This is a genomic window from Methanobrevibacter sp. (assembly GCF_030539665.1).
Classification (GTDB): Archaea; Methanobacteriota; Methanobacteria; order Methanobacteriales; family Methanobacteriaceae; genus Methanocatella.
This window is the reverse complement of record NZ_JAUNXR010000002.1, coordinates 1-24,007: the sequence shown is the minus strand read 5'-3', so window position 1 is coordinate 24,007 and position 24,007 is coordinate 1. Positions and strand designations below refer to the sequence as shown.

Here is a 24,007-nt window from a genome sequence, read left to right as displayed (position 1 = left end):
AAGATTATAGGTATTGTGGATAAAGTCCTAAACTTTCAATAACGGAAACAACTTCACTCAAGTTTCCGTAAGTTGGAGAACCAACTCCTTTTACTTCCAATGGATAATTGTCTGCTATTACAGTAGCTAAATTACTTGCACCTGCATTTAAAGAATATTCTACATTTTTTGGTCCGATTGTAGGTGTCGGAACAGTAATTCTTATTTCAGGATACATTATTCTTACAATACTGACTACTTTCAATTGATCATCCAAAGGACAAGGAGGATGATTTTCCATTGGAGTGTCATTGTATGGGTTAAAGCCCATAATTGGAATTTCTCCTAATGTTTTAAAATTATTAAGGAATCTTAAATGTTCTAGGCGGTCTTCGTTTGATTCACCAAGACCTAACAACAAACCTGAAGACAATTCGATACCTGCATCGGATACCATTTCACATACATTTACCCTATCTTCTAAAGTTTCCCCAGGTTTAACATAGTTGAAAACCTCTTCATTTGTAGTTTCAAGATTACAACAAACTGTATCGGCATTTAATTCAGCTAATCTGTTTATTGATTTCTCAGTTAAGTCAGCACCAACATTTACAAGAATTTCCAGTTCAGTATCTCCTTTTACAATTTCTGCAGCATGCACTGCCTGCTTTCCTTTATAACCATGGCCTCCAGAACAGCTTACACGAGGGATACGTGCTTCTTCAATAGATTTGACTGCTTTATAGATTTCCTCATCACTTTTATAAAAAGCATTGTAATATCCGTCTCTGGAAGTGTTAACAGCAAATCCACAGTATTTGCATCTAGGTTGCACCTGACATTTGTTGGTAATGTGGACCGTTGATGTTAATTTAATTATTTTTGAATGATTGTTCCTGATATTGACTGCAGTCTGATATAATTTTTTTAAGTTTTCTGGCTCATCAATTGAAAATAATGTTAAGAATTCATCATCAGTTAATTTTTTTTCGTTTTCTGCTTTTTTTAAAATATTTTCAATCAAGTTAACACCATCTATAAAGAATTAGAGTTTTTATAAAATCAGTTAAACTTATTTTTTAATAGCTAACTTTGGATTAATTATTAAAAAATAAGTTTATGTTGATTAATTAAAATCAACAAACTTATTGTATTTCAGCTTACTTATTCAGATCTTTTTTCTAAGTTTGCTAAAATGGTTGGTACGATGTCAGATAATGGACCGAAGTTCATTGAGTCTGCGGTACCTAATAATGCACCTGGGTTTAATTCGTCATCCATTTTGTCAATACCAGCGGTGGTCATGAGATCGGTAATTTGAGTTAAGGATTCTTTTGCCATGTTTTGTGCAAATCCAGCTGGTGCACCTAAAATTTGAGTTACAGTGTCTCTGTATGCTAAGATACCTGCGTAGGTAATTGCGGTTAATGCTGAACACATATCACATACAGGTCCTAATAAGTTTGCAGGTAATGTGAAAGCTGCTCCTCTTGCTTGTTCACCTAATCTTTGTAATAAAGTGATGGAATCTACATCTGCGTATCCTTCACCAACGTATACTTGTCCTTTCATTTCAGGTACTGCACCTGGGTGGTAGGAACTTACGTTTACGTCTACTCCAAGGTCATCGAAGATTGCTTTGAAGTCAGTGGTTGGAATGGTACATGCGTGAGTAATGATGGTACCTTCGTTGATGTTGTCAGCGAATTTTTCGATGATAGCTTTTTGCATACCACCTTCTGGTAACCAGGACATGATCCAATCAGCGTCAGCTACTGCTTCAGCATCGTCGGTAGTTACTTTCATTCCTAAATCTTCTGGGTGTACGAAGTGAATAGCACCTTTTGGTGGTTTTGGAGTGGATTCAGCTTTTTTGTTTACAGCTTCTCTGATAGCTGGCATTACAGTTTCAGGTTCGTTCATTTTGTGAGCTTTGATAACTTCTTCTGGGTCGAATTCGTCAATTACAACAAAGTCGTTATCAAATACTGGGTCAGCTACAACTACTTCACTTACTTCGTCACAGAGGTTTAATAATTCTGCACCCATTTCGATAGTGGAGTGAGTCATTGCTATTTTTGGGTTTCCAGTTTGTTCAGCTACTTCACAAGCTCTTGCGAAGTTTGTAATACCACTTGCAGCATGAGTTCTGTAACATCCTGCTCCTAAAATTGCTACTTTCATTTTTAATGTCTCCTAAAAAATATATATTTTTTTTTGAGTTATTTTTTTTAAAATAACTATACTAATTATTTAAAATGTTAATTAATATGGCTATATTAATGTCAATAATGAAAATAGTATAATTTTCTATTTTTAAATAATGTAGTAATATTACTATTCTATTTTTCTTTACTATATAAATTTTTAGATAATTTAATTAGAAATCTTTAAAATATTCTTATCGCGCTGTTATAAAGTTAGTAAATGATAAATTATTTTATTCATACAAATAAATTTATAAGCTAATGAGTTAATATTATAATTAAATTTTAAATTAGGTGATTAGATGTATGATTTAATAAAAAGGGCAGTTTATGATGACGATGCAGCTATTGAAATTTCAAAATCAAAAAAAGATGTAACCGAAGTTGTAGATGCAATATCTCAGTTATCATTAGAAGAAACAATGGCTCTTGGAATGCAATTTAAAAGATTCCCATTAGGTTGTGATTTAACAGAAATTGTTGTAGGAACCTGTGCTTCAGATTTAGAATTAAAGGATTTGCTTGGTAATTGTCGTCTAGCAAATATGATCGGTGCTCCAATCCACATATGTGCTTATGCATTCTCTGATATCGGAGAAAACTATGATATGAGAGGAATTGAAGTAATGCAAAAGGTTTATGATGCAGTAGATGTTCCTCTTGACTTGGATCATTTTGGTGAAAACGGACCTATGAAATTCCCAAAAAACATTGTAAGATGTGGAGGGGAATGCTATAACAAAGGACCTGCATTTACAGAATGTCCAAGGGGAAGAATTCATGAAAGACTAATCGATAAGGAAAAATTGGAAACCCCTGATAAGGAAGATTGGGTCAAATTATCCTCTTCAGTTGCTGTAAATGTTACTAGTGAACAAACTGGTGAAGGTCATGCTGCACCTTTAAGGGAAGCAAAGGATGTGGCAAACTTAGCTAAAAAATACGGCAAAGGTTTGGAATCAATAATGTTCGTTGGTGATGGTTACGATGAAGTAATCACAGGTTTTGAAAAATCATTAGAACTTGGTGCGGATATTTTTGTAGTTGAAGGAGGACCTTTCAACAGGGCGGAAAATACAATTGAGGCATATTGTAAGGCTATTGCAGCAGCTAGAATTTTAGCTCCGGGTAAGGTGGTAGCTACAAATGGTGCTTATGAATCCGAATGTAGGGCAGGTCTACGTACAGGTCTAAATATGATTATTTCAGGGTTCCCTGGAAATCACCATGGATATATGTGCGGATATGAACCTGGAACTGCAAGACGTGGAAAATTCGGTCTTCCTAGAGTTATTCAGATAATGAGCGAAGAAATCAAGGCAACCCATACCAGGGTACCTGTTCAAAGAGAGGAACTTTTGGCATTAACCACTGCTGTTAAGATTGCAGGCCCTGAAAACATTTATCCTAAAAAAATAGGCGCTTATACTGTTGGTGACGCTCATTGGGCAACATTAACCAGTTCCAAAATGTACAAGGAACTTGTGATAAAACACACTTTGGAGGATATTGTCAATAGTGTTGATGGGAACTCCGTTGCGTTGTTGGGCGGAAGATTTATTTCATGGGTAATAGCTAACGAAATCGATAAGCAGGTTGACGAAATTGTTATTTCCGATGTTGATCCATGGATTCAAAGAACCACTGTCGAAAACTTGCAAAGTTGTTTAGATGCAACTATTATTGCTGCTGAAAATGATAAACAGGCAGCTGCATCCACAGATCAATCAATTATTACTTCTACCGTTCCGGGTATCAGTAATAAAATTTTAGGCAATATTCCAAATGCTTTGAATCTTGTATAAAATTAAAACTATAAATTAAACTTATTTCTAATATATAAATATTAGAAATTTTTATTTCTATTTTTTTCTTCAATAAATTATTAGAAGGTGAAATTTTGAATCATGCTAAGATAGTATTAGTTGCATGTATTTCTGCTTTTGTAGCTATTACTACAGCATTTTTAGGAGTAACAGGAACTATTCTAGGTTCAGTGCTTTCTTCTGTACTTTACAATGTTTTATCAGAAATATTGGAAAAACCTGTAACTCAAAGAACTAAAAGAACATTCAGTTTCAATTTTGAATATGAAATAGCCTATGTATTTCCATTGATAGTTATTGCTTTTATTCAGCTATTGTTGCTTGCGGCATTTTTATCTCAATGGGGGTATCTTCCAGGAACTTTCTTAAATGCTTATCTTAAAATTCAAGGTGCTGTTGACAATAATTTATATAGGATATTAGGATTTGCACTTGTTGTAATGGGTGTTTATCCGTTTATTATCAGACCAAACATTGTTAAAAAGTCATATGGTCTGTTGGTAGCATTCATAGGTTTGATATTCTTGGCCAGAGGATTTGTAGATTCAAACACATTCTTTTCACAATTGTATGATGGAATATTCCGCCACTTTGATTTCTCAATTGAAGTATTTGCATTTTTACTTCTGGTTGCAGTTATTCTGTTGATCCTTAAGAATGCTTCTGTAATCCATAAGGAGTTTAAAAATTCCAATGGTGATAATTTTGGAAAAGAAGATGTAAAACGGTTCAAAGTTAGAAATTCCAAATTACAATATGATGATTTGGATGATCTTTCACTGAGGGAGGTTCCTTCAAGAAGAACTAATCATTACAATGACTTTGAAGAGGATTATATTCCAAATAATAGAATTCGCAGGAACTATGAAGATAATTCGTATCATGGGAGAAAACCAAACGCTCCAAGGAATTATTATGGGGAATCCCAAAACCAATCAGGAATGAGGGCTCCTAAAAACAATAATTTTAAAGGCAAAGGTCCAAACATAGATATTAATGAGGATAGAATTCCAGCACCAAGGAGAAATCCTCTAAACAATGAAAATAGAAGAAAAAGATATTAGTTGGTAAATGTTTTTCAATAGAGGTACGGGTATGAGTAAAAGGGATAGGACACTAAAGGATATTTTAGATTTGATTTTACATGAAAATCCATCTACTCAGGAAGAGATAGCTGAAAAATTGGGCATCACAAGAAGATATGTTACTCAGCTATTAAAGCCTCTTGTTGAAGATGGAACAGTTAAAAGAGGATATATTCTTGATTTAAAAAGCTATGAAAAGTTTTTGGAGTCTTACGGGGGCAATATTTCCCGTGAAGATAGTGCCGGTAACATATTTGTAAATGACATGGTCAGAAATATGGTAAAACATGTTCATAATCAGTTGGAGTGTTCATTTAACGCTCTTTTGGAACATGATGAAGTTAAGGCTAATGAGGCCCTTGAAATGGATTTTATTACCAACAACATGGTTGAAAAAGTAAAGACTTCTGTTGAAACAATCGCTAGCATAAATCAAAATTCCGAATTTTCAAAATCAGTCCTTTATAATGAGGTTGCATATGAATTGGAAAGAATTGGGGATTATTGCGGTCATATTGCAAAGTTCGTTATTAATGATGTTTATGAGATTGAGGAGGATATTCTTAAATATTTAACTAAAATGTATAAGAAATCTCAAAAAATGATTCGCTCTTCAATGATTGCTTTTTTAGATGGAAAAACTGATTCAAAAGACGAAATTATGGATATGGAAGAGTCACTGCAAATTCTTCAAAGTAAGGCAATAAATTTGATAGCTACTCGTATGGCTGAAAATCCATTTGATGAAAAGGAACGTTCCAATTATTTTATTTATTTATTTAGGGTAGTTAAAGCATTTAAAGGAATAGGGAATACATCTGTAGAAATTGCGGATATTGCTCTTGAGTTTCATAATAATATTCCAAGGTCTACAACTCCACGTACCTTTAGATAATTCATATCTTTTCCTTTTTTTAAGAGTTTTTAGCATGAAAATTTAAAAAGAGAAGGATAAATTTATGTTATCCTTTTTTATTCATCGTAAATTTTTGCAGTTGCAAATCTATTTGCCCAGCATTGGATACAAACTCCAATAGGGAGTCCTGCGGTGTGTGTATCTGCCTTTAATATTTTTACGTCCAGTGTTGTTGTTTTTCCACCAAGGCCCATCGGTCCGATTCCGGAATTGTTTATTTCTTCCATTATTTCTTCTTCCAATTTAGCTAAAACAGGATCTTCATTTCTTTTACCGATTTCTTCCATCAAAGCTTTTTTACCTAGCTTCAATGCCATGTCGGAAGTTCCACCAACACCTACGCCCACTACAGTTGGAGGGCATGGTTTTCCTTTTGCGGACAATACTGTTTCGACAACAAAGTCTTTGATTCCTTCAATTCCTTCAGCAGGCAATGCCATTTTGAGTTTGTTGTTGTTTTCAGAACCGAATCCCTTAGGCAAAATTGTAATTTCCAAGTAATCGTCATCAATAAGTTCGATATCAATAGGAGGTATAAGAACTCCAACATTGACATTTGTGTTTTCACGTGTTATGGGATCCACAATGTTTGGTCTAATGGGAACCTCTTCTGTTGCCTTTTTAATTCCCTCTTCGATTCCTTCCCTAAGGTTTTCAACTTCAACATTACCTAATTTAACAAAAACCACAGGCAAACCAGTATCTTGACACATCGGAATTTCTTTTTCTTTAGCTATTTCAATATTTTTCAATATAGCTTCAATATTTAATATTGCCAACTCATTTTCTTCATTTTTAAGAGCATGTTCTAATGAGCATTTCATATCGTCATGAAAATTAATAACAGCATCCTTGTATAGTTCATATACTGTTTCCTTTATTTTATCTTTTGTAATCAAATAAATCCCCCTTCTCCCTTTTTATATTATTAATGAGTTTATTAAAATGATAATATATATTTTGGGATTGCTAAAATTTTAATAATTCAATAAACAGATATTAAACTACATATTATTGGAGGAATATTTTTGAATAAAAAATTAGTTTACAAGTATGCTTTACTTTTTGGAATTGTTGTAGCTATTTCAGGTATTTTTGCTAGCAGTGCATTGGCAGTTTCTACAAGTTCCATGGATAAGATGTATGACAATATAGATGCTGAATTTGCAAAAAACAACTTCACATTTGTTGATTTTAAGATGAGTAAGGACAATACCACAGAGATCAATATATATCAAAATGATGATGAGGAAATAATAACTGTGGCAATTTCTGATAAGTCAATGTCCAATTCAGACGGATTAGAAGAAAAAACAATTAATGACATTACTTGTTATATTGACGGAAACATAACAGCTTATGATAACGGTAATGGATATTGGATAATACTTGGTAGTGAAACTCAAGATCTTTCAAAATATGTTAAATATTATTAGGAAATCAATTTTCCTTTCTTTTTTTAATAAATTATTATTTAAAAAATCACTTTTCGTGAAATAAAATAAAAAAAGAAAAGATAGCTATTTTAATAACTCTTTAACTTTATTAAATTCTTTAGCTAACTTTTGTTGTTTTTCATTAACTTGTTCTTTTGCGTCGTCTTTTAAAGCTCCAGTAGGACAATTTGCTACGCATTGTTTTTCATCTTGATCGATGCAAAGGTTACATTTGTGAACATTTCCAGCTCCATCGATGTTGATTGCTCCGATTGGACATGCGTTTTCACATATTCCACAACCAATACATTTTTCCTGGTTGATAACAATGGCTCCACCAAGAGCTTCTATAGCTCCTTCAGGACATTTAAGTAAACATGGAGCTTTAGCTGGATTACAATGCATACAGAATAATGGAACACTGTCAACTACATGAATTGAATTTTGTGGACAGTTACGTTCACATTTCATACAATCTACGCATTCTTCAGGAGTTAATATTAAATCATCCATTTTAACACCTCATTATTCTAAAACTTTTTTAGATCTACCCATAGCTGTAATTACATTTACAAAGCTATTCTTATTAGCTTTACTTTCGCTGTTTCCAGCAAGTTTTGCAATATATTCTTGTTGTTTGTTAAGTTTGATTTTATCGGTATCAACAATTGATATTGCTCTTTTTGAACATGCTTGAACACAGGCAGGACCTTCTTCTCTATCTGCACAGCGATTACATTTCTCAGCAGTGTCAGGAGTGATGGTAATCGCTCCAAAGGGACAAACCATACTGCATAAACCGCAGGAAATACATTTTTCGCTATCTACATCAAGATTGGTCATTGCATCTACAGGGCAGATTTGTGAACAAGGCTGTCCTTCACATTGTTGACATACAATTGGGTAGAATGAAGAATCGTACTCTAAGATTGTTATTCTGGAGGATTCGTGAAGAGATTCGCATGCACGTTGACAATCAAGACAACCATCACATAATTCTCTATTTACAGTAATTTTTTTCAATGTACTTCCTCCCTATAATCCTAATTCTGCACATTCTTTATCAACAAATTCTTGTATTTTTTCAATATGTTCATCATCAAGATGTCTGAATCTTTTTTGTGGTTTTAAGTATTCTGCTACTGGTTTTCTTTCTGTTGGTCTGTATGTGATATTAAATTCACCATTTTCGATTTCATATAATATCCATGATCCAGTTTCAACAGCCAATCTACCCATTTCAATGGTTTTTGATGAATCATAACCCCAACCTGTGGTACATGGCTGGTTTAAATGTATATATGCAGGTCCATCAATTTCCGCTGCTTTTTTAACTTTTTTCATAAAGTCTTCAGGGTATGCAATTGAAGCAGTAGCTACATATGGTATTCCATGAGCAGCCATAATCATTGGCATGTTTTTCTTAGGTTTGTCTTCACCGAAACTGTCTTTTCCTTTTGGTGAAGTTGTTGTGGTAGCTCCGTAAGGGGTTGCTCCACTTCTTTGAATACCGGTGTTCATATAAGCTTCGTTATCGTAACAGATGTATGTAAAATTATGTCCTCTTTCCATTGCACCTGAAAGGGATTGTAAACCGATATCTACAGTTCCTCCGTCTCCTCCGAATGCAACAACATTTACATCATCTTTTCCTTGTATTCTCAATGCGCTTTCTACACCTGATGCAACAGCACCTGCGTTTTCAAAAGCAACATGAATCCATGGGATTTCCCATGCAGTTTCTGGATAAGGAGTTGTCATTACTTCAAGACAACCGGTTGCTGAAATTGCAACAGTATTTTTACCTAATGCTTTTAGAGCTAATCTTACTCCGATAGAAGCTCCACAACCAGCACAACCTCTGTGACCTGGTGCTAATAATTCTTCTTTAGGTATCTCCATTTTTATTCCTCCTTAAGTCCTATCCAAGTAACCTCTCTTTCAGGGTTTTTGGTTTTTTCATAAACTTCCATAATAGCTTCAGGTGTGATATCTCTTCCACCTAATCCTACGATAAATCCATAAGCGTCCTTGTGTATTTTTGCTTTAACGTCAGCAAATAATGCTCCACCAATTCCAAAGCTGATGTTTTTATCGAGTACTGCTAGTTTATCACAGTTTTTAACTGCTTCATCAATAGCTTCTACAGGGAATGGTCTGTAAGCTCTTATTTTAAGTAAACCTACTTTTTCACCTTTTTCTCTTAATTCATCAACCATTACTCTGATAGTACTACACATGGATCCCATAGCAACAAATATGATTTCAGCATCTTCACATTTGTATGGGTCAATCAATCCATATTCTCTTCCAAATATTTCTGCAAATTCTTTGCAGGTTTCTTCGATTATTGGAAGTGATTCTTTCATAGCTACTGACATCGCATATCTTGCTTCAAGATAATAATCAGGGTCTGCTAAAGTTCCAACTGACATTGGTTCATTTGGGTCTAAGTAGGAATGTTCAGGTTTATATGGAGGTAAGAACTGATCTACTTTTTCTTGTTCTGGAATTTCAACTGGTTCTACTGTATGGGTTAAAATAAATCCATCTAAACATACCATTGAAGGCAACAATACTTTTGGATTTTCAGAAATTTTAAATGCCATCAATGTTGTATCCAATGCTTCCTGTGCATTTTCAACATATATTTGCAACCAGCCTGCATCTCTCTGTGAGATTGAATCTTGCTGGTCGTTCCAAATGTTCAATGGTGCTGAAATTGCTCTGTTTGCATCTGCTAATACGATAGGTGTTCTCATACCTGCAGCAGCAAATAAAATTTCATGCATTAACATTAATCCTTGTGAGGATGTAGCTGTAAATACTCTTACACCTGCACCACTTGCTCCAACAGCTGCACTTATTGCACTGTGCTCTGATTCAACTTTTACGTATTTTGCATCAATTTCTTCATCTGCGACAAATTGTGCTAAATATTCTGAAATAGTTGTTTGTGGAGTAATTGGATAAACAGGAATTACTTGTGGTTTAGCTAATTTAACAGCTTCGGCTACTGCTTTGTTAGCTGTCATAACTTCTCTTTTCATATTTTTCCCTCTTTATTATTCTTTTACCATTTCAATTGCAACTACTGGACATTCATTTGCACAAATTCCACAGCCTTTGCAGTAATCATAATCAATGTCATGTTCAAAGTTTACTGATGAATCAGGACAAAATATTACGCAATTATTACAATTAATACATTTTTCTTTATCAAGAATTGGTTTGAATGTTCTCCAACTTCCTGTTTTATTGTTTCTACTACTTCCTGGTGTTTTTATTACACATCCGATAGATACTGCCATTATAATCCACCTTTATTATTTTATCCCATATCATAAGCTATTTTGGTAGCTTTTGCATTTAATTCTCCAACTTTTCCAGGGAATGTTTCTTTTATCACTTCAATTAGTGAATCAATACTTACTACTTGAGTTTTTTTAGCAAAATAACCTAAAATAATTGTGTTAACAATATTACGGCCTAAATTATCCAATGCAATTCCTGTTGCATCAATTGTGTGTATTGCCACATTCATTTCTTTTTCAAATTCGGTTGCAATATTAATAATTACTTCGGTATTTTCTTTTGCTCCTGAAAAAACGTCTACTACACTCATTAATCCATCGTCAAGAACTAATACATAGTCAGGGTTGTAGATTTGATATCTTATATCAATTGGCTTATCGTCAATTCTTGTAAAAGCCATAACTGGAGCTCCTCTACGTTCAACTCCAAAAAATGGGAATGCTTGGACATATTTTCCGTCTTTAAATGCTGCTTTAGCCAAAATTTCAGCAGCTGTTACTGATCCTTGTCCACCACGCCCGTGAAAACGAATCTCAATCATTTAGTTTCCTCCATAGTTTATCATGTATAATCATTATAAATTACAAAATATATAAATCTTTGTTATTTGTACAATTTTTATGGAAATTGCCTGTTTTGATATTTTTATTTTAATTTTTTTTATTAAAATTTTAATTTAATTGACAGAATTTTGGCTATTTCTTGATTGGTTCTATTACTCTGTTCATTTTGCAAAATAGTACAATATAAATATAAATATATATTAGAAGTAAAATATTCTATATATTATTTTTACAGGTGTTTTTAATGAAGGTTTTAATTATAACTGGGAATTTGGCTTATCCTTTGATTAGTGATGTAGTGTCCGATGTTGATGAGGATGTAATTGTGCATGTTGCAGATACTCAAGTAGCTGCATTTTTAACTCCAAATCAAATCATAAAGGAAGTAAGGAATAATTTTGAAAATGAGTTGGACAATATTGATCTAATTTTAGTACCTGGTTTAATTAAAAAAGACACTGACGAAATTACAGAAGCATTGCAAATCCCTACATTTAAAGGGTCAACTGATGGTGCAGATTTGGCAATGGTTTTAAACTTACTGGAATCAATTGAGCTATCTACATCTAAACCTGCAGATAAATTAATTGAAGAAGAAAAAAGAAAGGAAGCATTGAAATTCATAGACGATTTTGAAAACGATGAAAAATTGAGGGAAGAGCTTCTTAAAAAACCAAACAACATTCTTGTTAAAAATTTGCCTGTAGGGGAGGATTTCCCAATGAGGGTACTTGCAGAAATTGCAAATGCTCCATTTTTATCCAAGGAAGAACTAATAAAAAAATGCCAGTTTTTCGTAGATTCCGGTGCCGACATGATTGATATAGGAATGGCTGCAGGAGAGGATTATTCAGACAGGATTCCTGATTTGATAGAAACTCTAAGGCCAATTGTAGGAGATAGACCATTAAGTATCGATACATTAAATTCAAAAGAAATAAAGGTAGCTTGTGAACATGGAATCGACTTGGTACTGAGCCTTGATTTAGGAAACTACAGCAAAGTTATTGACACCCTTAAGGAATATGATGTTCCAGCAGTATTGCTTCCAACAAATTTTTCTAAAGGAATTACCCCAAAAACACCTCAGGAAAGGGTTGAATTGATGGAGGAGTTAATTGAAAAGACAGAAGGGTTAACATATATTGCAGACATGATTTTGGATCCTGTAAATAGTTCCAGCATAGTTGAATCCATAATTGCATGTGATGATTTCCATAAGATAAATCCTGCCCCTATGTTTTTCGGTGTCGGAAATGTAACAGAATTGATGGATGCAGATTCAGGAGGGGTAAATGTATTGCTTGCAGGAATAGGCATGGAATTGGGCGTTAGCGTATTGTTCACTCCTGAAGAAAGTGGAAAAACAAGAGGAAGTGTCCATGAATTGGCAGTAGCCAGTAAAATGATGTTTTTGGCAAAGAACAGGGGATCGATTCCAAAAGATTTGGGGATAAATCTGGTTGAATTTAAGGACAAGCATAAGAAATTACAAACACCTCTTCCGGATATTGAAGATTTGGAGCTAATAACTCCTGGGGAACCCATTAAGTTTTCCAGAGATGTTGCAGGAAGCTTTAAGATAGTGATCGATTACGGCACATCTGTAGAAAATAGCAAGATTATCGTAGTTCACTTCAAGAAAAACGCTCCTGATTTGGTATTTGAAGGAAAAACAGCCAAAGAAATCTATGATGAAATTATTAAAAAGGATCTAGTTACAAAACTTGAACATGCCGCATATTTGGGTGCAGAACTCGAAAAAGCGGAAATAGCTATGAATACAAGAAAGGATTATGTTCAGGATTTTGACCTGTTTTAAAATAAAAAAAGAAAAAAGGGATTATGGGGAACTTGTTGAACCGCTTGAGGATGCCTGACTTCCTCCATAATCATTTTCATAACTTTGATAGTCGACATAGTTGGTGCTTATTTCATTATTTGTCCCATTAGGGTCTGATTCATTTATTGTTGAAATGTTTTTTCCAGTTGTGCTGATGTCGTCGCTGTTGTCATTTTGCATGAACATGTATCCGACATACGCAACTATAATCACGGCAATCACTGCCAGTATGCATACTATTATTTTTTTATTTTCCATCTCAATTCCTCCTTTAATAGTATAAATTAGTTAATATTATATAATATTTAAACTTTAAAGTTAATTTTATATTAGTAGTTATATCAATTAATAACATTGGGAGGTTTTTAATTGACTAGTGAAAGTTTAAGAATTACTGACATTGATAAAATATTAATAGATAATAATTATGTTTCAAATAATGAAATTTCAACCACATTATATTTATCTTTAATTTTAGGTAAGCCAATGTTAATTGAAGGCCCACCGGGGGTAGGAAAAACAGAACTTGCAAAAGTTGTTGCAAAGGCATTTGATAGGGATTTCTTTAGAATACAATGTTATGAAGGAATAACATTTGAACAGATTGTTGGTGAATGGAATTACCAAAAGCAATTGCTGCATCTAGAAGCTGCCCGTATAAACCATGAGGGTGAAGGTGAAATATTCCAGGACCAATATTTCATCAAAAGGCCTTTGCTTGAAGCATTTCTAAACGATAAACCATCAGTATTGCTGATTGATGAAATAGATAAGGCTGATGAGGAAGTTGAAAGTTTTCTGTTGCAGGCTTTAGGAGAAAAACAAATAACCGTTAATGACTTGGGAACTTTTGACTTGGAAAACGACTTGATTGTTATTCTAACATCTAATTCTCAGAGGTCTCTTCTTGATGAAACTAAGGACAGATGTTTGTTCTTATATATCCCATATCCAACACCTTCCCGTGAAATGGATATTGTTCTTTCAAAAGTGCCAAATGCAAATCCTGAAGAGGTTAATAGGATTGTTAATCTAGTTCAAAACATTCGTAATCTTAATCTAATGAAAAAACCTTCTGTTAGGGGAACTGTTGACTGGGTTAAATCTGCAATGAATCTGAAAGAGGAAAGCATGGAACAGGCTTTGGAAGATAGTATTGGTGTTGTTATCAAAACAGAAAGCGATAAGAAAAGAGTTCTTAAGGAATTTTTCAATAAATGATTATTATGGTTGACAAAATAATTGAATTGTCCAATCAATTAAGAGAGGCAGGAATACCTGTTAGTGTTAGAAGCACAAAAGATGCTGCAGATATCTATAAAAATCCAGATATTGGTAAGAATACTTTAAAAACAGCTTTAAGGGCCATTTATATTAAGGATAAATATGACTTGGCAAAATTCAATAGGATATTTGACGGCATTTTCAAAAAGCAGTTTGGTTCTGAAGAGTCAAAGGTAATTGAGGATAGGGGAAAAGCGTACTCCGGTGATGGCCCCAAATCAAATAAGTATGTTATTAAAAAGACAGACAATAGATCTAAAGCATTCAAAAAAGAAAAGTTAAATAATAAGATGCTTAAGGAATTGGCAGGCAAGCCATTGCTTGAAGAAATTGATCAATTGGAACGTGAAGGGGAATTGATGAATACTGATTTAACTAAATTGAATCGTTTTGATCCTCGTATGCTTGAAATCTGTCAAAGATTAGGTAGAAAAATAGCTAATAAACGTTCCAGAAGAAACCTAAAAGCCAATTCCAATAAAATAGATATGAGGAGGACGATACGCTCCAATATGAGGTATGGTGGAACTCCTGTCAATCTGATTAAGGCAAAACCAAGAAATCGTAAAAATCAACATCTCTTTCTAAATGATATTAGTGGATCATGCGAATGGATTAGTAGTTGGTTTTTCATGCTTATGTACTCCTGCAAATCAGCTTTTAAAAATTCAAGAACATTTGAATTTGACAATAAGGTAATAGAAACCACTGAAGCATTGTCTGAAGACCAAATGTTAAATGCATTTGTTAAAGTAAAGGATTTGAGAATAAGGAACATGATGGTTCACGGAACCTCAAACATGTATACTGCATTTGAAGATTTTATAAAAGTGGCTGATCTAAACAACAAATCATATGTGATAATGCTAACCGATTGTAGGGATTGGGCAGGACCAAAAGTGGATGGAAAGCAAGCCAGCGTTCAATTTGTAGAGGAAATGGTTCAACTATCAAAGAAAGTTATTATATTGAATCCTGAAGATAGATATAAATGGGATGTTGTAGATAGCTGCGTCTCTCTTTATGAAGATGTAGGTGCACATGTATATGAAGTTAATACATTAAATCAGTTAGCTCAATTTGTAGAATCGTTATGAAGGAGGAATTAATATTGAATTGTACCAAATGCGGTAATCCTCATGTAATTATTAAAAAAGAAGAATCCGGACAATTTTTATGTAAGGACTGTTTCATCAAATCTGTCGAAAAAAAGGTTAGCAAAACCATTAAAAAAGAAAAGCTTTTAGAAAAGGGAGATAAAGTTTTAGTGGCCCTTTCAGGTGGAAAGGATAGTGTTACTCTTTTAGAGATATTGGATGATTATAGGAGAAGGCATATTATCGACCTATGTGCAGTAACTGTTGATGAGGGAATCGATAACTATCGTCAGGACGGTATTGACATAGCTATTAGGCATGCTGAAAGGTTAGGAATTGAACATAAGGTTGTAGCCATTAAAGACGAATATGGAATAACTCTTGACGAAATAATGGAAAGAGACAATCATAGAGGGTCATGTACCTATTGCGGTGTTTTCAGAAGAGACATCATAAATAAGACCGCACGTGAAATGGGGGCAACAAAAATAGCTATGGGCCATAATTTAGATGATGAAGTTCAGGGAATAATGATGAACTATTTGGAAGGAAACACTGACAACATTTCCAAATTTGGACCAAAAACAGAATCAAAGGCAAAAGAATTCACAGTTAAAATCAAACCTTTACGTGAAGTTCCAGAACGTGAAATAGGTTTATATGCTGTTGCAAAGGATTTGGAAGTTCATTTTGCAGGTTGCCCATACGCACAACAGTCTTTTAGAAAAGAAGTTTCAGACCTAATCAATCAGCTGTCTGAAAATCACCCAACAATAAAATACTCTACCTTAAGGGGATACGACAAGGTAAAGGAAGCTATTGGGGATGAATTCAAAAAAGAATTCAAGCTAAGAAGGTGCAGCGTATGCGGTGAACCTTCAGCTAATGAACTATGCAGAAAATGCACATTTTTAAAGGAATTAGAGGTTATTTAATGAAATTCAATTTAAAATATAAAGACATCGACGAGTCAAGGGAATTGTCTTCAGAAAATTACACAATTAAAGATTTATTAAATGATTTGGAATTATCCAGCCAATCATTAGTATGCAAACAAAACGGCGAATTGGTTATAGAAGAAACAGAGATCAAGAATGATGATGAAATTCAATTAATCCAAATAATCTACGGAGGATAAAAAATTGAAGATTAGTCATGAATGCGGACCATGCTTTTTAAGGCAGGCCGGAGAAGCTCTTGATTTGGCTACTGATAACAGTGAACTTAAAATAGAAATTTTCAACGAAATTTTCAATTTTTTAGCAGGTAATTTCTCAACAAATACAAACTCCAATAAAACAGGTTCCACAATTCATAAAATAATAAAAGAAAGAACCGGATGCAAGGACCCATACAAAAAAGAAAAAGTTTTAGGAAATAAGATAGCATTGAAATATCTGCCACAGGTCAAAACGATAATTGAAGAAGAGGACTCATTGGAAAATTATGTTAAGATAGCTATCATAGGAAATATATTGGATTTTGGAGCCTTCACATTAAACACGGACATCGATGAGCTTATTAATAATGCCCTTCAAAAACAGTTGAAAATCAATCATGTTGAAAGTCTGGAACAGTCAGCTAAAAAACATGATAAGTTGTTATATTTGGTGGACAACACAGGAGAAATTGTTTTTGACAAGTTGCTTCTTGAAAAACTCAAGTCATATGGTTTAGACATTACAATTGCCGTCAAATCAGAACCAATTTTAAATGATGCCTGCATGGAGGATGCATTGGCTGTTGGGCTTGACAAATATGGGGATATTGTGGAAATTGGTGCAGGAACTGTAGGATATGTTGATAGTGAAATTTCTGATGATTTCAGGAAGATTTTCAATGATCACAAATTCATAATCTCCAAGGGAATGGGCAATTATGAGGGTTTGACTGAAATTGACACCTCGGATAAGGAATTGTACTTTTTATTATGCTCAAAGTGTCATGCAATATCCAAGGATATGGGTGTGGATTTGCAGGATATGGTATTGCTCAAAAATCATTAAAATAATTTATATACTAGTAAACTAATTATTTAACTATGAAAAAAGGAATTAAAGTAGCTCTTATTATAATTGTTATAGCTATAGTAGGAACTGCTCTTTTATTGGTAATGGGTAGTGAAAATCTTGAGATGGAATCAACTAACATTAATTCCACTAATAATATAACTGAAGCTGAAGAAATTGCAGATGCACAAAATAAGGATGTTTTTGTACTTTTCACTAGTGATACCTGTACATGGTGCGATAAGCTAAAGTCAGATACATTGAGTGATGAAAAGGTAATCGAAAAGATTAACAAATATTATGTAACTGCAGTTGTCGATATTGACAAACAACCTGATGTGGCAAATGCTTATCATGCTGTCGCAACTCCAGTTATAGTTCTTTTAGATAGCAATGGTACAGAAAAAGCTAGACTTAATGGTTATTACGGCCCAGCAGAACTTCTTGAATATATTTGATGAGGAATAACAATGGATTTTATTCCTTATATTTCTTTTTTAACAGGTTTCATATCAATAATTTCTCCATGCATAATTCCAGTTCTACCAATATTATTCGGATTTACCCTTAAAAACAAAGGCAATAAGGAAATAATCGCATTTGTAATTGGATTGTTTTCAGTGTTTACAACTTTAATATTTATAGCAGGACTATTCACTGTAATGTTTTACAGCTATGTGTTTTATCTGAGAATTTTTGCAGCTATTGTTCTGTTAATCGTGGGGTTCCTATTCGTTTTCAACAAATCTTTCAACTTAAGTTTTAAGAACATGTCATCGGACGGTATTTTAGGCTCCTTTGCTTTAGGAATTCTAACTTCCATTGCATGGGCTCCATGTTATGGAGGATACCTGATCTCTTTGGTGTCAGTACTTATTACAACTGCAAATTTTTTATACATAAGTTTCAATATTATTCTATATGGCTTAGGTTTTGGAGTGTCATTATTGATTTTAAGTTTTATAATATCTAAGATCAATCTTGAAAATTTTATTGAAGGCTCTGAGCATATAAGAAAAATAAGCGGCATTCTGTTTATTGTTGGAGCAGCATACATGTTTTTAACGGCTAATGGAGTTATTTTATGAAAATAGGGTTTATTGGTTTTGGCGAAGTTAACAGAAAATTGGCGGAGATTCTTAAGAATGAAACATTATTGACCTCAAAGGAGGGAAGGTCTAGAAACACCATCTTCAATATAGACAAATCCGATGCTGAAGTTTTGGACAACTTTGAACAAGTGGCCATAAACTCAGATATATTAATATCTGCAAATTCCCCAAGCAACGCCCTTAAAACAGCTGAAAAATACGGGAGATTATGTGACGGCATATATTTGGATTTGAACAACATTTCACCAAAAACAGTAGGGGAAATCAAAAAGGTTACAAATAATTTTGTAGACTCATCAATCATTGGGGGAATCAACAACGACTTCAGAATATACTTGTCCGGAGAAAAGTCAAGGCAGTTAGAATTCCTAAGCAATTATCTGCCAATCGAAATAATCTCGGACAATATTGGGGATGCTTCAAAACTCAAATTGCTCAGAAGCATTTATACAAAATCAGTATCTGCAGCTTTAATAGAAACCATGGAAATTGCAGAGAAATTAAATCTTGAAGAAGAGCTTTTGGATACCATATCACTTAGCGAAGGTGAAAACTTTAAAAAATTAGCAATATCCAGAATTAAAAACACAAAAAACAATCCAAAAAGAAAAGAAGAAGAAATGTTGGAAATATTGGATTATTTCAAAGGACACTCAATGGAGATGAGTGAAGCAACTCTTAAAAAATTATCCAATCTCTAATTTAATTTTATAGCTATTATTTACTTTTTCAGTGGTTCCTTTAAGGGGAATGAAGTTTGAATCAAGAATATATCTAATGTATGTCACTTCGTTTGAAGGCAATCTAAGATTTGTCTTAATTTTTTTACCGTCAATCTTCATCTGGACAGACACCTTTCCATTCTTATCAACATAGACATCTGCATTTTCACCGGATTTCATTATTTTGGCTTCAAATTTTGTAAGATTCAGGCCAGCATAAATGGTCAAAGGAGCATCCACTTTTATATTTCCTGATCTAAATTTCTCATTGGCCTTACTGGAATCCAAATCACTGTTTGCAACGTACCATGCACGATTTATAACATGCTCCACATTCTGGTTAGGGGGAATAACGCCTTTTTCCTCATAGCCTTTCATCAAATCCATAACTTCCTTTTTAGTAACCCCCTCCTCAATGGCGCTAATTGCTAGGCGAGTCATTACAGGACCATAATTCGCCTTTCTAAAAGCAGCCCAAATAGTTTCACTATCTCTATAAACCCTTTTTTTAATAATTTCATTAATCGCATTGCTTGTAAGGTAGGCAATTTTAGAAAGATTTCCCCTTGATGAAGTGTTCAATGTTTTATAAATCTCACCATAATTTCTCTGGCCAGGAACCTTTCCCAGAGCAATTTCACGTTCCAAGACCTCTGCGGTGATCTTTGGAATTACTGAACGCACTTTCCCTGTTAATCTCAAGTCATTCTCAAGGATTGATTGTCTTATTGCACGTCCGGAGACTTTCCCTCCCTTGGAAACTTCTTTTATAACATGGAAATCGAGTTTGGAACCTAAAAATTCATTTATGGCATACCATCGAATTTCATTTCTGTTGGGATAATTTTTTGGCATTCCAACAAAATTCCCCTGTTTAACAAATTTGTCGGCTTTTTTAGCTATTTCCTCAAGAGGAATATTCGCTGCAGTAATGTAATCAGTGACCCCATCGTCAATCATTTTGGAAAGTCTTATAGTAACGCTATAAGACAAAATAAGGCGGTGATGCAAACCTTCAAAAGGAATTACCTTGTCAGCACCCAATTCTAAAACGATTTCCCGACGTGATTCATAATCAAGAAAAAAAGGAGCATGATTTGCACTATAGCCCTTATTCAAGTAAACAGCCAATTCAGTATCCTTTTCATCAGCTATTTTGCGACCTTCTTTTATCAATTTTTCATGGCCTATATGGACAGGATCAAAATCAGCACTTATAGCAATCATTTAATCACCTAAAAAAAGTTGATGGTGTTAACCATCTATAAGTTTTAATATACCGGTTATCAATAACCAGATTCCAATCAAAATTCCAAGAACATACGGATCTGAAACATATGTTCCAATTATAATGTAAATAATTCCCAATACGATTCCTGCAACACCAATGTAAAAACCGTATCTTGCATGGCGGTTGTTGATAAGTGTTACAAGTCCTATAATCATTATAAAGATTCCAGCCAAATACAGCATAATCGCTGCAAGGAATGCAAAATAATGTGGATTGAATATAATTATTAAACTAATAATCAGCATGACGATTCCAAGGAAATAATCAAGAATCGCTCCGAATTTGTTATAATCCATTATTGAAACACCAATCATTATCACTATAATTGATATTAAAAGTGTAGACAATCCAAATAAGGCACTTGTACTTATTATTCCAAGCATTGGAAATGCAATAATGATAAGTCCTAAGATAATCGCAAGCAAACCTATAAATCTATTTCTCATTATATTTTCCCTCCCATCTTTTTTGTATTATTAATATAGTGGAATATGTTTATTAAAGGTTTTTGAAAAATTCATATTGGAATTGTTCACATCAGCCAACCATGAATCCTTACATTCACAGTCATATTCAATAATTGATTGATTTAGATTAGAATCAATAATCAAATGTTTCAATTCCTTATTGCATTTTTTACAATTATAAGGCCCTCTTCTAGAACCAAAACCTGAAGTGTCTAAAAGTGCAGGAATATCCATATTTTCACGAACGGTATTTATTATTTCAACAGCACTCCAAATCCAAGGCGGTTGATATGCTCCTTGTCTCCATAATCTTTCAATCAACGTCCCGCCATGTATGGTTGCAGGACAAAAGGACAATCTGTCAACATCAATGCCATCGCAATATTCTGCAGTAGCTATTGCTTCATCAATTGCCTCCTTCTCGCTTAAAAAGATAGGCTTAACAAAAACATATGCCTTTGCTTTAAAATTATAATTCTTTTCATCTCTTAATTTATGAATCAAATTAACCGCTTCTTCAAAATCTTTGGCTGTAAAACCCTTGTTGATTTTATTCAGACGGGTTTCGTCATTAGAGGTTTCAAGACCAATGCTGACTTCAAATAATGTATCTCCAATAATGTCAGCTATTTCATCTAGAAATGTTTCGTTGACATATTCCGGACGTGATTCAACAATGATTTCTTTAACATTGCCCATTTCAACCAAGGTTTTTAGAATTTCATCACGGGCATCTTTTGGAAGTTCGTGGGGATTTAAGAAACTACCTGAAGCGAATAATTTCACTGCTATTTCATCTTCCTCATCTAAAGGGAATCTCTCCAGATGCTCATTAAATATTCTAATGATGTCATTACTATCAATAGCTTCTAATGTACAGTCTGAAACATAACTGCACATTGTACATCCTCCGGCATCTCCAAGAGCCCAGGAACAGCCAGGTGTTGGCAATATCAAAAATAAGGTTTTTTTTACACCGTCATATGTAAGGTCATCATTATACCAACTGGCAGCCACTTGATCGGGTGTTTTATCTTTTTTCCTATCAAATGATCTTTGTCTTATATCTTTTGTTAAATTTTCAATTTCCATTAATAATATATTGAGCAGTTAGTATAATTAAAAATTTTGTTTAAAAATAGTGTTGTATAATATTATTGTAAAATTTATTTTAAAAAAAGAAAAAAAAGAAAGAAGTAAATTGCTTAGAAACTTGCAATTACGTCTTCGAATAATCCAATGGATTCTTTTACGTCTTTTCCTACAGGGGAACCTACGATGTATTGGGTTACTCCCATTTCAGCTAATGCTTCAATTTTTGGAGCAAATTCATCAGGGGTACCACATACGGAGAATGCTTCGAGTAAGTCATCAGTTACAGCACCGATAGCTCCACCAAAGTCACCTTTAGCTAACATACCACCGATTTTTTCGTTGATTCCTTCAGGTAATCCGTGTCTTTCTATTACTGGAGGTGGGGAACCTGCTGCGATGAATGCAACTACGATTCTTGCTGAGTTTTTAGCAGCTTCGGAGTCAGTTCCGATAGAAGTTGCAGTGTATGCACCTACATCGAAGTCTGCGATGTCTTTTCCAGCGTTGTCGATTCCTTTTTTGATTAAAGGTAATGCTGCTTCGTAATCTTTAGGGTTGGATGCGTTGATTAATACACCGTCTGCGATTTCTCCAGCGGTTTCTAACATTTTAGGACCTTGTGCACCCATGTAAATTGGGATGTGTTCTTGTACTGCTTTTACTCCACCTAAGGATGCTCCGCCTTCAGTTTTTCCACCTTCGACTAAGGTGTTAATTTCTGCGATAGCGTTTTTGATGGTAGTTACAGGTTTTTCCCATGGAATTCCTAATGCGTCAAAAGTAGCTTTGTCACCAGGACCAATACCGAAAGTTGCTCTACCTTCTGAGAGTTCATCAATGGTTGCAATAGCTGATGCTGAGATAGCAGGAGCTCTTACGTATGGGTTGGTTACTCCAGGACCCATTTTGATGGTTTCAGTTCCTTCAGCGATTAATGCTAAGGTTTCGTATACGTTTTTATTGTTGTAGTGGTCAGTGATCCAAGCGTATTCAAATCCTACATCTTCTGCTAATTTTACTAATTCTACGATTTCACTAATTGGTTGATTTGGTACGAATTCAATACCGAATTTCATTTTTTATCACCATTAATATATTATATTAGGCATATATAAAGGAATTTGCATTTGAATTTAATAGAAAATTTTATATATTACTGTTTCTTCGGTTTCATAATTCTATTTGATTTAATCCCATTTTTTACTATTAATACAAAAACTATTTTTTTTATTACTGTAATTTCGGTTGTTCGGCCAGTTAATATTATTTTCAAAAACGTTATTTTATTTGAATATATGTTCTCTATTCATGATAATATTAATTTTAAATTTTTATTTAATTTAAATATGTTAATCTCGTTCATTTTTAATTTTTTTAATCATTTTTGCAATATTTTTTAATTGAATTTGTTAACATTATATCTCTCTCTATTAGATGTGCTATGTGTTTTTTGGCGATGACCTAAGTACAATGTATTTATTACAATTTGCAATGATGGTTGCTTTTCCACATGTAGCAATAATTTATTAAATCATATTTATTTCAAAAATAGTTGTTTAACTGCAACTTCTTTTGTTATATTATATTCTTGAATGAGTACCTAATTTTTTTAGGTATGATGTTGGTTTTGTAGATGTGGTGAAATTTGATTTTCAAATTTTGTGTATTACCTGTCTATATTTTTTTAGCGTACTTCAATATTTTAAGTATTATTCTGCTATTCAATTCTGTTTGATCCTGGCAGATGCTACTGCTATTGG

The 24,007-nt window shown here is 33.7% G+C and carries 27 protein-coding genes; 13 read left to right on the top strand and 14 right to left on the bottom strand.

Annotated features, from left to right (window positions below):
* Positions 1 to 4 precede the first annotated feature (4 nt).
* On the bottom strand, positions 5 to 1,003 hold the full coding sequence (gene hmdB, locus Q4P18_RS02590) for a 5,10-methenyltetrahydromethanopterin hydrogenase cofactor biosynthesis protein HmdB (protein ID WP_303335214.1): 999 nt from the start codon (positions 1,001 to 1,003) through the stop codon (positions 5 to 7).
* A gap of 140 nt (positions 1,004 to 1,143) precedes the next feature.
* A complete protein-coding gene (gene hmd / locus Q4P18_RS02585) occupies positions 1,144 to 2,163 on the bottom strand; it encodes a 5,10-methenyltetrahydromethanopterin hydrogenase (protein WP_303335212.1) in 1,020 nt (339 codons plus the stop codon).
* 325 nt (positions 2,164 to 2,488) lie between these two features.
* On the opposite strand from hmd, the gene hmdC reads away from it, so the two are divergent.
* From hmdC to Q4P18_RS02570, 3 genes are all read left to right on the top strand, one after another.
* Entirely contained in the window at positions 2,489 to 3,991 is a 1,503-nt protein-coding gene (gene hmdC, locus Q4P18_RS02580; RefSeq protein ID WP_303335210.1) for a 5,10-methenyltetrahydromethanopterin hydrogenase cofactor biosynthesis protein HmdC, read from the top strand.
* Positions 3,992 to 4,086: 95 nt separating this feature from the next.
* The gene (locus Q4P18_RS02575; protein ID WP_303335208.1) at positions 4,087 to 5,076 is read left to right on the top strand and encodes a hypothetical protein; all 990 of its coding nucleotides are present in this window, start codon (positions 4,087 to 4,089) and stop codon (positions 5,074 to 5,076) included.
* A 31-nt stretch (positions 5,077 to 5,107) separates the two neighbouring features.
* The gene (locus Q4P18_RS02570; protein WP_303335206.1) at positions 5,108 to 5,992 is read left to right on the top strand and encodes a PhoU domain-containing protein; all 885 of its coding nucleotides are present in this window, start codon (positions 5,108 to 5,110) and stop codon (positions 5,990 to 5,992) included.
* A gap of 77 nt (positions 5,993 to 6,069) precedes the next feature.
* Here the strand turns inward: Q4P18_RS02570 and Q4P18_RS02565 are convergent, their stop codons facing one another.
* Positions 6,070 to 6,912 (bottom strand): fumarate hydratase, encoded by an 843-nt coding sequence (locus Q4P18_RS02565; protein ID WP_303335205.1) that lies wholly within the window; start codon positions 6,910 to 6,912, stop codon positions 6,070 to 6,072.
* Positions 6,913 to 7,041: 129 nt separating this feature from the next.
* Here Q4P18_RS02565 and Q4P18_RS02560 point away from each other — a divergent pair, with 129 nt between their 5' ends.
* Positions 7,042 to 7,449, top strand: coding sequence for a hypothetical protein (locus tag Q4P18_RS02560; protein WP_303335204.1), 408 nt, complete (start codon positions 7,042 to 7,044; stop codon positions 7,447 to 7,449).
* Between the two features lie 84 nt (positions 7,450 to 7,533).
* On the opposite strand, the gene Q4P18_RS02555 is transcribed toward Q4P18_RS02560, so the two are convergent.
* The 6 genes from Q4P18_RS02555 to Q4P18_RS02530 are packed head-to-tail and all read right to left on the bottom strand — an operon-like array spanning position 7,534 to position 11,305.
* The gene (locus Q4P18_RS02555) at positions 7,534 to 7,962 is read right to left on the bottom strand and encodes a 4Fe-4S dicluster domain-containing protein (RefSeq protein ID WP_303335203.1); all 429 of its coding nucleotides are present in this window, start codon (positions 7,960 to 7,962) and stop codon (positions 7,534 to 7,536) included.
* 12 nt (positions 7,963 to 7,974) lie between these two features.
* Positions 7,975 to 8,472: a 4Fe-4S dicluster domain-containing protein gene (locus Q4P18_RS02550; protein WP_303335202.1), complete on the bottom strand. Its 498-nt coding sequence runs from the start codon at positions 8,470 to 8,472 to the stop codon at positions 7,975 to 7,977.
* Between the two features lie 12 nt (positions 8,473 to 8,484).
* Positions 8,485 to 9,351: a pyruvate synthase subunit PorB gene (porB, locus tag Q4P18_RS02545; protein WP_303335201.1), complete on the bottom strand. Its 867-nt coding sequence runs from the start codon at positions 9,349 to 9,351 to the stop codon at positions 8,485 to 8,487.
* A 2-nt stretch (positions 9,352 to 9,353) separates the two neighbouring features.
* On the bottom strand, positions 9,354 to 10,499 hold the full coding sequence (gene porA / locus Q4P18_RS02540) for a pyruvate synthase subunit PorA (protein ID WP_303335200.1): 1,146 nt from the start codon (positions 10,497 to 10,499) through the stop codon (positions 9,354 to 9,356).
* Positions 10,500 to 10,514: 15 nt separating this feature from the next.
* Entirely contained in the window at positions 10,515 to 10,760 is a 246-nt protein-coding gene (gene porD, locus Q4P18_RS02535) for a pyruvate synthase subunit PorD (RefSeq protein ID WP_303335199.1), read from the bottom strand.
* 20 nt (positions 10,761 to 10,780) lie between these two features.
* Positions 10,781 to 11,305 carry a pyruvate ferredoxin oxidoreductase subunit gamma gene (locus Q4P18_RS02530; RefSeq protein ID WP_303335198.1) on the bottom strand — a complete coding sequence of 175 codons (525 nt, stop codon included), beginning with the start codon at positions 11,303 to 11,305 and terminating at the stop codon, positions 10,781 to 10,783.
* A 266-nt stretch (positions 11,306 to 11,571) separates the two neighbouring features.
* On the opposite strand from Q4P18_RS02530, the gene Q4P18_RS02525 reads away from it, so the two are divergent.
* Positions 11,572 to 13,149 carry a dihydropteroate synthase-like protein gene (locus Q4P18_RS02525; protein WP_303335197.1) on the top strand — a complete coding sequence of 526 codons (1,578 nt, stop codon included), beginning with the start codon at positions 11,572 to 11,574 and terminating at the stop codon, positions 13,147 to 13,149.
* 21 nt (positions 13,150 to 13,170) lie between these two features.
* Here the strand turns inward: Q4P18_RS02525 and Q4P18_RS02520 are convergent, their stop codons facing one another.
* The gene (locus Q4P18_RS02520) at positions 13,171 to 13,383 is read right to left on the bottom strand and encodes a hypothetical protein (RefSeq protein ID WP_303335196.1); all 213 of its coding nucleotides are present in this window, start codon (positions 13,381 to 13,383) and stop codon (positions 13,171 to 13,173) included.
* A gap of 156 nt (positions 13,384 to 13,539) precedes the next feature.
* On the opposite strand from Q4P18_RS02520, the gene Q4P18_RS02515 reads away from it, so the two are divergent.
* From Q4P18_RS02515 to Q4P18_RS02480, 8 genes are read left to right on the top strand one after another with little or no spacing between them, the layout of a single operon-like run.
* Positions 13,540 to 14,391, top strand: a complete 852-nt coding sequence (locus Q4P18_RS02515; protein ID WP_303335194.1) for a MoxR family ATPase — start codon at positions 13,540 to 13,542, stop codon at positions 14,389 to 14,391.
* A gap of 5 nt (positions 14,392 to 14,396) precedes the next feature.
* Positions 14,397 to 15,551 carry a VWA domain-containing protein gene (locus Q4P18_RS02510; protein ID WP_303335192.1) on the top strand — a complete coding sequence of 385 codons (1,155 nt, stop codon included), beginning with the start codon at positions 14,397 to 14,399 and terminating at the stop codon, positions 15,549 to 15,551.
* Positions 15,552 to 15,565: 14 nt separating this feature from the next.
* On the top strand, positions 15,566 to 16,486 hold the full coding sequence (locus tag Q4P18_RS02505; protein WP_303335903.1) for a TIGR00269 family protein: 921 nt from the start codon (positions 15,566 to 15,568) through the stop codon (positions 16,484 to 16,486).
* A complete protein-coding gene (locus Q4P18_RS02500; protein ID WP_303335189.1) occupies positions 16,486 to 16,689 on the top strand; it encodes a MoaD/ThiS family protein in 204 nt (67 codons plus the stop codon). The genes Q4P18_RS02505 and Q4P18_RS02500 overlap by 1 nt, the downstream gene beginning before the upstream one ends.
* Before the next feature lie 4 nt (positions 16,690 to 16,693).
* Positions 16,694 to 17,557, top strand: coding sequence for a DUF89 domain-containing protein (locus Q4P18_RS02495; protein WP_303335186.1), 864 nt, complete (start codon positions 16,694 to 16,696; stop codon positions 17,555 to 17,557).
* Positions 17,558 to 17,592: 35 nt separating this feature from the next.
* Positions 17,593 to 18,018: a thioredoxin family protein gene (locus Q4P18_RS02490; protein ID WP_303335184.1), complete on the top strand. Its 426-nt coding sequence runs from the start codon at positions 17,593 to 17,595 to the stop codon at positions 18,016 to 18,018.
* Positions 18,019 to 18,030: 12 nt separating this feature from the next.
* Positions 18,031 to 18,648, top strand: coding sequence for a cytochrome c biogenesis CcdA family protein (locus tag Q4P18_RS02485; protein WP_303335182.1), 618 nt, complete (start codon positions 18,031 to 18,033; stop codon positions 18,646 to 18,648).
* The gene (locus Q4P18_RS02480) at positions 18,645 to 19,373 is read left to right on the top strand and encodes an NAD(P)-dependent oxidoreductase (protein ID WP_303335180.1); all 729 of its coding nucleotides are present in this window, start codon (positions 18,645 to 18,647) and stop codon (positions 19,371 to 19,373) included. The genes Q4P18_RS02485 and Q4P18_RS02480 overlap by 4 nt, the downstream gene beginning before the upstream one ends.
* On the opposite strand, the gene Q4P18_RS02475 is transcribed toward Q4P18_RS02480, so the two are convergent.
* From Q4P18_RS02475 to mer, 4 genes are all read right to left on the bottom strand, one after another.
* Positions 19,359 to 20,621, bottom strand: coding sequence for a cytidyltransferase (locus Q4P18_RS02475; RefSeq protein ID WP_303335178.1), 1,263 nt, complete (start codon positions 20,619 to 20,621; stop codon positions 19,359 to 19,361). The genes Q4P18_RS02480 and Q4P18_RS02475 overlap by 15 nt on opposite strands.
* A gap of 27 nt (positions 20,622 to 20,648) precedes the next feature.
* Positions 20,649 to 21,131 (bottom strand): DUF308 domain-containing protein, encoded by a 483-nt coding sequence (locus tag Q4P18_RS02470; RefSeq protein WP_303335176.1) that lies wholly within the window; start codon positions 21,129 to 21,131, stop codon positions 20,649 to 20,651.
* A gap of 30 nt (positions 21,132 to 21,161) precedes the next feature.
* Positions 21,162 to 22,244 (bottom strand): archaeosine biosynthesis radical SAM protein RaSEA, encoded by a 1,083-nt coding sequence (locus Q4P18_RS02465; RefSeq protein ID WP_303335174.1) that lies wholly within the window; start codon positions 22,242 to 22,244, stop codon positions 21,162 to 21,164.
* 113 nt (positions 22,245 to 22,357) lie between these two features.
* A complete protein-coding gene (gene mer, locus Q4P18_RS02460) occupies positions 22,358 to 23,323 on the bottom strand; it encodes a 5,10-methylenetetrahydromethanopterin reductase (RefSeq protein ID WP_303335171.1) in 966 nt (321 codons plus the stop codon).
* Positions 23,324 to 24,007: the final 684 nt, after the last annotated feature.

Excerpts from the sequence above, each read along its gene's own strand:
- Q4P18_RS02475 (WP_303335178.1), bottom strand. The coding sequence starts at position 20,621 with ATGATTGCTATAAGTGCTGATTTTGATCCTGTCCATATAGGCCATGAA.
- Q4P18_RS02530 (WP_303335198.1), bottom strand. The coding sequence starts at position 11,305 with ATGATTGAGATTCGTTTTCACGGGCGTGGTGGACAAGGATCAGTAACA.
- Q4P18_RS02570 (WP_303335206.1), top strand. The coding sequence starts at position 5,108 with ATGAGTAAAAGGGATAGGACACTAAAGGATATTTTAGATTTGATTTTA.
- Q4P18_RS02500 (WP_303335189.1), top strand. The coding sequence starts at position 16,486 with ATGAAATTCAATTTAAAATATAAAGACATCGACGAGTCAAGGGAATTG.
- Q4P18_RS02480 (WP_303335180.1), top strand. The coding sequence starts at position 18,645 with ATGAAAATAGGGTTTATTGGTTTTGGCGAAGTTAACAGAAAATTGGCG.
- porA (WP_303335200.1), bottom strand. The coding sequence starts at position 10,499 with ATGAAAAGAGAAGTTATGACAGCTAACAAAGCAGTAGCCGAAGCTGTT.
- Q4P18_RS02470 (WP_303335176.1), bottom strand. The coding sequence starts at position 21,131 with ATGAGAAATAGATTTATAGGTTTGCTTGCGATTATCTTAGGACTTATC.
- hmd (WP_303335212.1), bottom strand. The coding sequence starts at position 2,163 with ATGAAAGTAGCAATTTTAGGAGCAGGATGTTACAGAACTCATGCTGCA.
- Q4P18_RS02490 (WP_303335184.1), top strand. The coding sequence starts at position 17,593 with ATGAAAAAAGGAATTAAAGTAGCTCTTATTATAATTGTTATAGCTATA.
- porB (WP_303335201.1), bottom strand. The coding sequence starts at position 9,351 with ATGGAGATACCTAAAGAAGAATTATTAGCACCAGGTCACAGAGGTTGT.
- Q4P18_RS02465 (WP_303335174.1), bottom strand. The coding sequence starts at position 22,244 with ATGGAAATTGAAAATTTAACAAAAGATATAAGACAAAGATCATTTGAT.
- Q4P18_RS02485 (WP_303335182.1), top strand. The coding sequence starts at position 18,031 with ATGGATTTTATTCCTTATATTTCTTTTTTAACAGGTTTCATATCAATA.
- hmdC (WP_303335210.1), top strand. The coding sequence starts at position 2,489 with ATGTATGATTTAATAAAAAGGGCAGTTTATGATGACGATGCAGCTATT.
- Q4P18_RS02555 (WP_303335203.1), bottom strand. The coding sequence starts at position 7,962 with ATGGATGATTTAATATTAACTCCTGAAGAATGCGTAGATTGTATGAAA.
- Q4P18_RS02525 (WP_303335197.1), top strand. The coding sequence starts at position 11,572 with ATGAAGGTTTTAATTATAACTGGGAATTTGGCTTATCCTTTGATTAGT.
- Q4P18_RS02510 (WP_303335192.1), top strand. The coding sequence starts at position 14,397 with ATGGTTGACAAAATAATTGAATTGTCCAATCAATTAAGAGAGGCAGGA.
- mer (WP_303335171.1), bottom strand. The coding sequence starts at position 23,323 with ATGAAATTCGGTATTGAATTCGTACCAAATCAACCAATTAGTGAAATC.
- porD (WP_303335199.1), bottom strand. The coding sequence starts at position 10,760 with ATGGCAGTATCTATCGGATGTGTAATAAAAACACCAGGAAGTAGTAGA.